The following is a 6,716-nucleotide window of genomic DNA, read 5'->3' as shown; positions in this document are numbered from 1 at the left end:
GCCCGCAGGCCGCCGCCCGCAGGCCGCCGCCCGCAGGCCGCCGCCCGCAGGCCGCAGGCCGCTGCCCGCAGGCCGCAGGCCGAGCTCGCCGCCAAGCCCGCCCATCGAGCTTGGCCGCCAAGCTCGCCCACCGCCTGCCGCCAAGGCCGCCACCAAGTCCGCCCGCCAGGCTCGCCTGCCCGCCGAGCCGACCAACTGAGCAGACCCGCTGAAGTGTGCGGCCGGAAGCGGGAGCTCGCCTACAGCGTCTGGCGGCGGAGGACCAGCGTCGCGAAGCCCAGAACGCCGCGGTAGCCGCGCAGCCACTCGTTCCGATGTTCCTGCGCTATGCGGGCGGCTTCGGGGGCGTCCGGGTGGCCGGGGTTCTCGACCGCCCACTCGAGCAGGGAACCGGTCCACGACCACTCGTAGTCGTCCCACTCGGCCGGGTCGCTCACGTGGGCATAGACGGGGTACCAGCCCGCGTCGGCGGCCGTGTCGATCAGGCCGGGCAGATCGGTGAGGTCGGATGGTTTGGCATCGAGCGCCGCGAGCGCCTGCGGCGTCGGGGTGGTCTCCCAGAATCCGTCGCCCACGATCAGGACCCCGTGTGGGTTCACGTGGCGGCCGGCCAGCTCGAGCGTCCCGGCGAAGCCGCCGAAGGCGTGCGTGGCGCCGACGCAGAGCACCAGGTCGTAGTCGCCGTCCGGCACGTAGGTGCGCGCGTCGCGCTCGTGCAATGTCAGACGGTCCGCGAGTTCCCGCATGGTCGCCATGGCTTCCGCGCGTTCCAGAGCATCCGCGCTCAGGTCGACGGCGTCGGCGTGGCCATCGGGGTGGTGAGCCAACGCCTGCATCGCCCAGGCGGCTTGTCCACACCCCAGATCGAGAATGCGGGCCGCCGGTCCACGGCCCGCGCGGCGCAGGAGCTTGTTCACGTTGACGCCGCTGACCGGGGCGGCGATCGGGTGATGAGTGTGCGCCAGGGCGCTGACACGTTGACGGTCCACGTGTACTAGTCAACACGACAACTATCTTTACGAACGGTCGGTCGTTTTGTATGGTCGACAACATGACGGCGGACGGCAGGCTCCTGCGGGGCGAGCGCACCCGTACAGCCGTGCTCGATCAGGCTTTGCAACTGGCCACGGCGGCGGGCCTCGACGGCCTGTCCCTCAGCCAGGTCGCCGACGCGCTCGGGGTCAGCAAGTCGGGCCTGTTCGCGCACTGGCGCTCCAAGGAAGCGCTGCAATTGGCCGTGATCGCCCACGCGCGCGTTCAGTGGACCGACGAAGTCATCAGCCCGGCCCTGGAGGCGCCGCGCGGGGTGCGGCGGCTGTGGGCTGTGCACAACCGGCGGCTCGACTTCTACGAGTCCGGTGCGCTGCCGGGCCGCTGCTTCTTCGCGAACGCGCATTTCGAGTTCAACGAGCGCCCGGGGGCTGTACGCAACCAGTTGGCTGTGGAGTTGCGCGACTGGATGGGCTTCCTCACCAACCTGGCCACCGACGCCGTCACGCTGGGCGAGGTGCGCGCCGGCACCGATCCGAGCAGCATCGCGTACGAGACGGAATCTCTGGGGGTCTGCGCGGTGATGCAGGCGCCCGTGCTCGGCGCCGCGCCCACGTTCCGCCAGGCCCGTCGAGCTTTGCTCGGCCATCTACGAGCTGTTGCCACCGACCCGACGATCCTTCCGGAGCTGACATGACCACCGCTGTCCACACCTACGGCGCTGTCGTCCCCCAGGCTGTGCATTTCGACGACCTCGACGCGATGGGCGTTCTCCACAACTCGCGGTACGCCGTCCTGGTCGAAAGGGCCATCATCGTCTGGTGGAGCGAACGCGGCGTGACCTTCACCGGCGGCCGCCCCACCACGCCCGACGCGTTCAACGTGGTTCGCGAATACCAGATCACTTTCCACAACCCCATCCGCAGCACCGGCGACATCGACATCCGCTTCTGGCTCGACCACATGGGAACGACAAGCGCCGAATACGGCTTCCAGGTGACCGCCGCGGACGGCACGACCGTCTACGCCGAGGGCCGCCGAGTCAACGTCCGCCTCGACCCCGCCACCATGCGCCCGGCTCCCTGGACGGACGAGGGCCGAGCCTTGGCCGCCACCCTGCTACGCCCCTGACCCTCCCCCACGCAGCCTGACCGGTGGAGGCTGACCGGTAGAGGCTGACCGGTGGAGGTCGACCGATGGAGGCCGGCCAGCGGGGACGATGAGAGCTGTAACGCCGACGGTGGTCCGCCATCGGGCGCGGGCGCGGGCGCGGGCGACGATAGTGGTGAGGCCGCGCGTTCACATCCGGTAGTCGGGTCGCGGCGAGACTCGCCTGCCACAGAGGGAATGATGGAATCGGACGCCGCGGCGGCGAAGATGGCCGGACTGCTCGACGATCACTCGCTCGAGATGACCGGTCGGGACGTGGACGAGCTGACCGCCGCCCGTGACCTCGTACCTTCCGGCACTCGCATCAACATCACGTTTCTCGCCGGGGAGGACACGGCGCTGCGGGTGGGGGCGGCCGCGGCCGTCCGGGCGTACGGGTTCACGCCTGTTCCGCACATCTCGGCACGCCGGCTGTCGTCGCGGGCCGAGCTCGCCGGGTTTCTCGAGGCGTTGCGCCGGGTGGGCGCAGCCGACAACGTCTTCGTGGCCGGCGGTGACCCGGCCGAGGCGCGCGGACCGTTCGAGGACTCGCTCTCGGTGATCGACTCGGGCCTGGAGCAGCACGGCGTACGGCGAGTGAGTATCGCCGGGTATCCGGAGGGTCATCCCGGGATCCCCGATCACGTTCTGTGGCCGACGCTCGCCGGCAAGCTCGCCGCCCTGGCCGACCGGGGTCTCGGCGGTGAGGTGATCACGCAGTTCGGGTTCGACGCCGACCCGGTGCTCGACTGGATCGCCGCCGTCCGGGAACGCGGCATCGGCGTCCCGATCCGCGTCGGCGTTCCCGGGCCGGCCGGTGTGCGCCGGCTGATCCGGTACGCGACCCGGCTCGGGGTCGCCACGGGTGCCGGACTAACCCGGCGGTTCGGCGCCGACCTGCCCGCCACCGCGGGGCCGGACGGCTTCCTGCGCGCGCTGGCCACCGACTACCACCCTGAGCGGCACGGCGACGTCAAGCTGCACTTCTACACGTTCGGCGGCCTGCGCGCCACGACACAGTGGATCAACGCTTTCCGCGACACGACCCGCGACGAATCGAGTAAACAACCGCCGGGAGGATCATCGTAGGGCGCTCGGCCCGAAATTAATCCGTGAACAACCGCCGAGAGCGTCGTCATAAACCACCAGCGCGAAGGCCTCTCCCCATCCACAGCTGCTTGCCCCGCTGATGGCCGACGATCGAACAGCTCTCACTGACGCCGCCCCGCCGGCGCGGAGCCACTCGGTGAACAACCGCCAGGAGCGATGTCGTACGCCGACCGGCGCAAGCCAATCAGTGAACAATCGCCGTGAGCGTCGTAGGCCACCCACCCCGGAACCGCCCAGTGAACAACCACCGCCGCCATCGTCCTAAACCACCCGCCGCGGAGCCGACCGGTGAAGAACCGCCGCCGTCATCATCGGGGGGCCGCCCGCAGAGGAACCAACCGGTGAACAACCGCCGTTGCCATCGCCGCAGGCCACACACCGCGAAACCAACCGCTCAACAACCACCGCCGCCATCGCCGCAGGCCACACACCGCGAAACCAACCGCTCAACAACCACCGCCGCCATCGTCTCGGGCCGCCTGCCGCGTCCAGGAACGGTTCATGCGTATCGATGTAAAAGGGTCGCCGCCGGAGGTGCAAGTTGCGGTAGAGTCCGGAACTTACGGGGATCGAGCGGCAGGGGACAACCATGACGAGCGCCGAAGCCGGCACCCTCAGCACAGCCACCACCGGCCACCGGGCGATCCACAACCCGGTCCTGGCGGGCTTCCACCCGGACCCTTCGATCCTGCGCGTGGGCAGCGATTACTACATCGCGACGTCCACCTTCGAGTGGTATCCGGGAGTGCGGATCCACCACTCGGTCAACCTGGTCGACTGGACGCCGCTGGGCGGCGCGCTCAACGACAAGCGCCTGCTCGACCTGACCGGCTCCGGCGACTCGAACGGTGTCTGGGCGCCCAATCTCACGTACGCCGACGGCGAGTTCCATCTGCTGTTCTCCGATGTGGCCACCTTCGCCGGCGGCTACTGGGACCCGCAGAACTACCTCGTCTCCGGACCCTCCCCGACCGGTCCGTGGTCCGATCCGGTCGTGCTGCACGGGCGGGGCTTCGACGCCTCGCTCTTCCATGACGACGACGGCACCACCTGGATGTTGTCGATGGTGGCCGACTGGCGGCCGGGCCGAAACCGTTTCCGGGGCATCTCGATCCAGCAGTACGACCGGCAGGCGCGCACGCTGATCGGCCCGGAGCACATGATCTTCGAGGGCACGTCGGCCGCGACCACCGAGGCGCCCGTCCTGTACCGCAAGGACGGCTGGTATTACCTGGTCACGGCCGAGGGCGGCACGAGCTGGGAGCACCAGGTCACGGTCGCCCGCTCGAGTCATCTGCTCGGCCCCTACCTCGCCGACCCGGCCGGCCCGCTGCTGACCTCGGCCGGCGACCCCTCGCTCACGCTGCAGAAAGCCGGCCACGGCAGCCTGGTCGAAACCGCGGCCGGTCAGTGGTATCTGGCCCATCTGGTCGCCCGCCCGTACACGCCGCTGGGCCGGTGCGTGCTCGGCCGCGAGTCGGCGATCCAGGAGGTCACCTGGACCGACCAGGGCTGGCCGCGCGTCGGCGACGGCCGCCCGGCCGACATCGTTCCCGCGCCGATCGGTGTGGACGTCCCGCTCGAGGCTCCGGTGTCGTCGGAACAGGTCGAGGACGACGACTTCGACGCGCCGGCCCTCGGGGTGAACTGGTCGACGCTGCGCCGCCCGGCCACGCCGGACTGGGTCTCGCTGACCGAGCGCCCCTCGCACCTGCGCCTCTACGGCGGCCTGTCCCCCATGGGCCGCCACCGGCCGAGCCTGGTCGCCCGCCGGGTCGTCGCGGCCGACTGCGAGTTCGAAGCCGTGATGGATTTCGGGCCCCGCAACTATCGCCAGCTCGCGGGCATCACCGCCTACTACAACACCCGCAACTGGTACTTCCTGCACGTGACCGCCGACGACGACGGCAGCCCCGTCCTCGACATGCTGGCCTGCGACAGCGGCCACGTCACCGTCGTCCCCGGCGTCCGCACCCCCGTCCCGGCTCCCGGCCCGGTCCGCCTGCGCTTGCGCTTCGAGGGCCCGTCCCTCTCCTTCGGGTACGCCTTCCCCGGCGCGGCGGACGACTCGGTGTGGCACCAGGCCGGCCCGTCCTTCGACGCCACGATCCTCTCCGACGAGTTCGCCGCCCACGTGGTCGACGGCGAACCGGCCGCATGGGGCTTCACCGGCGCCTTCGTCGGCCTGTGGGCGCAGGACCTGGGCCGCGAGGGCGCCTACGCCGACTTCGACCGAGCCTCCTACACCACCGCAATGAAGCCGACCGAGGCGTAGAGCCAACCGAGGTGTAAAGCCGACCGAGGCGTAGAGCCAGCCGAGGCGTAGAGCCAGCCGAGGCGTAGAGCCAGCCGAGGCGTAGAGCTGGCCAAGCTCCCGGACGGCAAGCGCGGCAGCTCAGCTCACGACGGTGAACTGCCTCAGCGTGTGCACCTCCTTGCCGCCGGTCGGGACGACCACGCCGCGGACGGTGCGGTCGTCCGTCCAGGCGACCTCGACCGTCGCCGCGGCGGCACCGCCCTTCGCGGTCGCGACCTCGCGATCGGCCAGCACCCGGCCGTCCTCGGTGCTGAGGACGGCCACCCGCGAGGCGCCCTTGGCGCGGTAGGTGACGGCGACCCGCAGGGCGGCCGGGGACAGCCGCAGCCCGGTCACGGACGTGCAGCCCAGTGCCGTCAGAGGCAGGAAGCGCAGGCCCTGGGGCGGCGCGATGCTCGTCAGCAGCGGACGGCACGACCGGTCCTGGTCGGCGATGACCAGCCGGTCTCCGCCCACGTCGGCCGCGTCGAGGCCACCGGCCGGGTCGCTGTCGGGCAGCTCGAGCATGTCGGAGGAGATGACCAGCCGCTCGAGGCCGCCGGCCAGCTCGCGGGCGTACAGACCGTACGGGCGCCACAGGTAGGCCGTGGTGGCGTCGGCGGCGGCCAGGCTGACCGGCTCGTCCTCACTCGTGACGTCGCGCTGCTGCGTCTGGCCGCCGGGCGTCTCGACGGTGAGCAGCATTTCCCCGTGCGGCGGGGCGGCGCCGCGCGGGCCCATCGAGACCAGCCGGCCGTCGGGCAGGCCGATCGACGTGGTGTAGCGACCGCCGCCCACGACCTGATGGGTGAGCAGGTGGTCGTCGACGGAGAGCTCGCCGATCTGCGCGGCGTCGCCCAGGTGCACCGGCGACGGGTCGCCCTGGGCGGCCACGTAAATGCCGTCGGCCCCGGGAAGCAACAGCCGCTGGGCCGGCACCGGGGAGGCCGGCTCGTGGAGCGGCATCGCGTCGGTGCGCTGCCGCAGGGCGAACCCGCCACCGGCCAGGCCGGCCAGCACGGTGAACGCGGCGGCTGCGGCCGTGGCCCGGCGCCGGGCGCGACGGCGGCGCGCCCGGCGGAAGACCGTGGACAGCTCGCCCTTGTAATCCTGGGGCGCCTCGGCCGCGGCGCGCACGGCCACCTGGATGTCGCGCGGAATCTCGTCCATG

At 71.2% G+C, this 6,716-nt stretch carries 6 protein-coding genes; 4 read left to right on the top strand and 2 right to left on the bottom strand.

The window, feature by feature from the left end; translation table 11 throughout:
* Window positions 1-239: 239 nt before the first annotated feature.
* Window positions 240-989, bottom strand: a complete 750-nt coding sequence (locus HJC40_RS39480) for a class I SAM-dependent methyltransferase (RefSeq protein WP_250008724.1) — start codon at window positions 987-989, stop codon at window positions 240-242.
* Between the two features lie 62 nt (window positions 990-1,051).
* Here HJC40_RS39480 and HJC40_RS39475 point away from each other — a divergent pair, with 62 nt between their 5' ends.
* The 4 genes from HJC40_RS39475 (at window position 1,052) to HJC40_RS39460 (ending at window position 5,524) form a co-directional block, all read left to right on the top strand.
* Complete coding sequence (locus HJC40_RS39475; protein ID WP_250008723.1) at window positions 1,052-1,687, top strand: TetR/AcrR family transcriptional regulator; 636 nt, start codon at window positions 1,052-1,054, stop codon at window positions 1,685-1,687.
* The gene (locus HJC40_RS39470; protein ID WP_250008722.1) at window positions 1,684-2,121 is read left to right on the top strand and encodes a thioesterase family protein; all 438 of its coding nucleotides are present in this window, start codon (window positions 1,684-1,686) and stop codon (window positions 2,119-2,121) included. Before HJC40_RS39475 ends, HJC40_RS39470 begins: the two co-directional genes overlap by 4 nt.
* A gap of 219 nt (window positions 2,122-2,340) precedes the next feature.
* A complete protein-coding gene (locus HJC40_RS39465) occupies window positions 2,341-3,228 on the top strand; it encodes a methylenetetrahydrofolate reductase (RefSeq protein ID WP_250008721.1) in 888 nt (295 codons plus the stop codon).
* Window positions 3,229-3,838: 610 nt separating this feature from the next.
* A complete protein-coding gene (locus HJC40_RS39460) occupies window positions 3,839-5,524 on the top strand; it encodes a glycoside hydrolase family 43 protein (RefSeq protein WP_250008719.1) in 1,686 nt (561 codons plus the stop codon).
* Between the two features lie 120 nt (window positions 5,525-5,644).
* Here the strand turns inward: HJC40_RS39460 and HJC40_RS39455 are convergent, their stop codons facing one another.
* Window positions 5,645-6,715 (bottom strand): hypothetical protein, encoded by a 1,071-nt coding sequence (locus tag HJC40_RS39455; RefSeq protein ID WP_250008718.1) that lies wholly within the window; start codon window positions 6,713-6,715, stop codon window positions 5,645-5,647.
* Window position 6,716: the final 1 nt, after the last annotated feature.

The sequence above is a fragment of the Actinoplanes sp. M2I2 genome, from assembly GCF_023544445.1.
GTDB lineage: Bacteria > Actinomycetota > Actinomycetes > Mycobacteriales > Micromonosporaceae > Actinoplanes.
Note: the sequence above shows the minus strand (reverse complement) of the source record. Positions and strands in the feature narration are given on the sequence as shown.